This is a genomic window from Bacillus cereus group sp. Bce019 (assembly GCF_051781745.1).
In the GTDB taxonomy this organism is placed as follows: domain Bacteria; phylum Bacillota; class Bacilli; order Bacillales; family Bacillaceae_G; genus Bacillus_A; species Bacillus_A cereus.
The window spans coordinates 1-406 of record NZ_JBPWJX010000065.1; the positions used below are offsets into that span (position 1 = coordinate 1).

Consider the following 406-nt stretch of genomic DNA (forward strand, 5'->3'; position numbering starts at 1 on the left):
AAAGAAAATGTAGGAAATATAGTATCGCCGCAAGTGAAGAAAGAAAATGTAGGAAATATAGTATCGCCGCAAGTGAAAAAAGAAAATGTAGGGAATATAGTGTCACCGCAAGTGAAAAAAGAAAACGTAGGGAATATGGTATCGCCAAATGTATCGAAAGAAAATGTAGGGAATATAGTGTCACCGCAAGTGAAAAAAGAAAACGTAGGGAATATAGTATCGCCAAATGTATCGAAAGAAAATGTAGTTATTCCACAAGTCATACCGCCAAATATTCAAATGCCAAATATTCAAATGCCAATCATGGATAACAACCAGCCACCGAATATAATGCCAATCATGGATAACAACCAGCCACCGAATATAATGCCAATCATGGATAACAACCAGCCACCGAATATAATGC

1 pseudogene is annotated in these 406 nt (G+C 36.7%); it reads left to right on the plus strand.

What is annotated here, in order from left to right:
- Positions 1-406: pseudogene (locus ACS2QP_RS27430) on the plus strand (peptigoglycan-binding protein LysM); the annotation flags it as partial.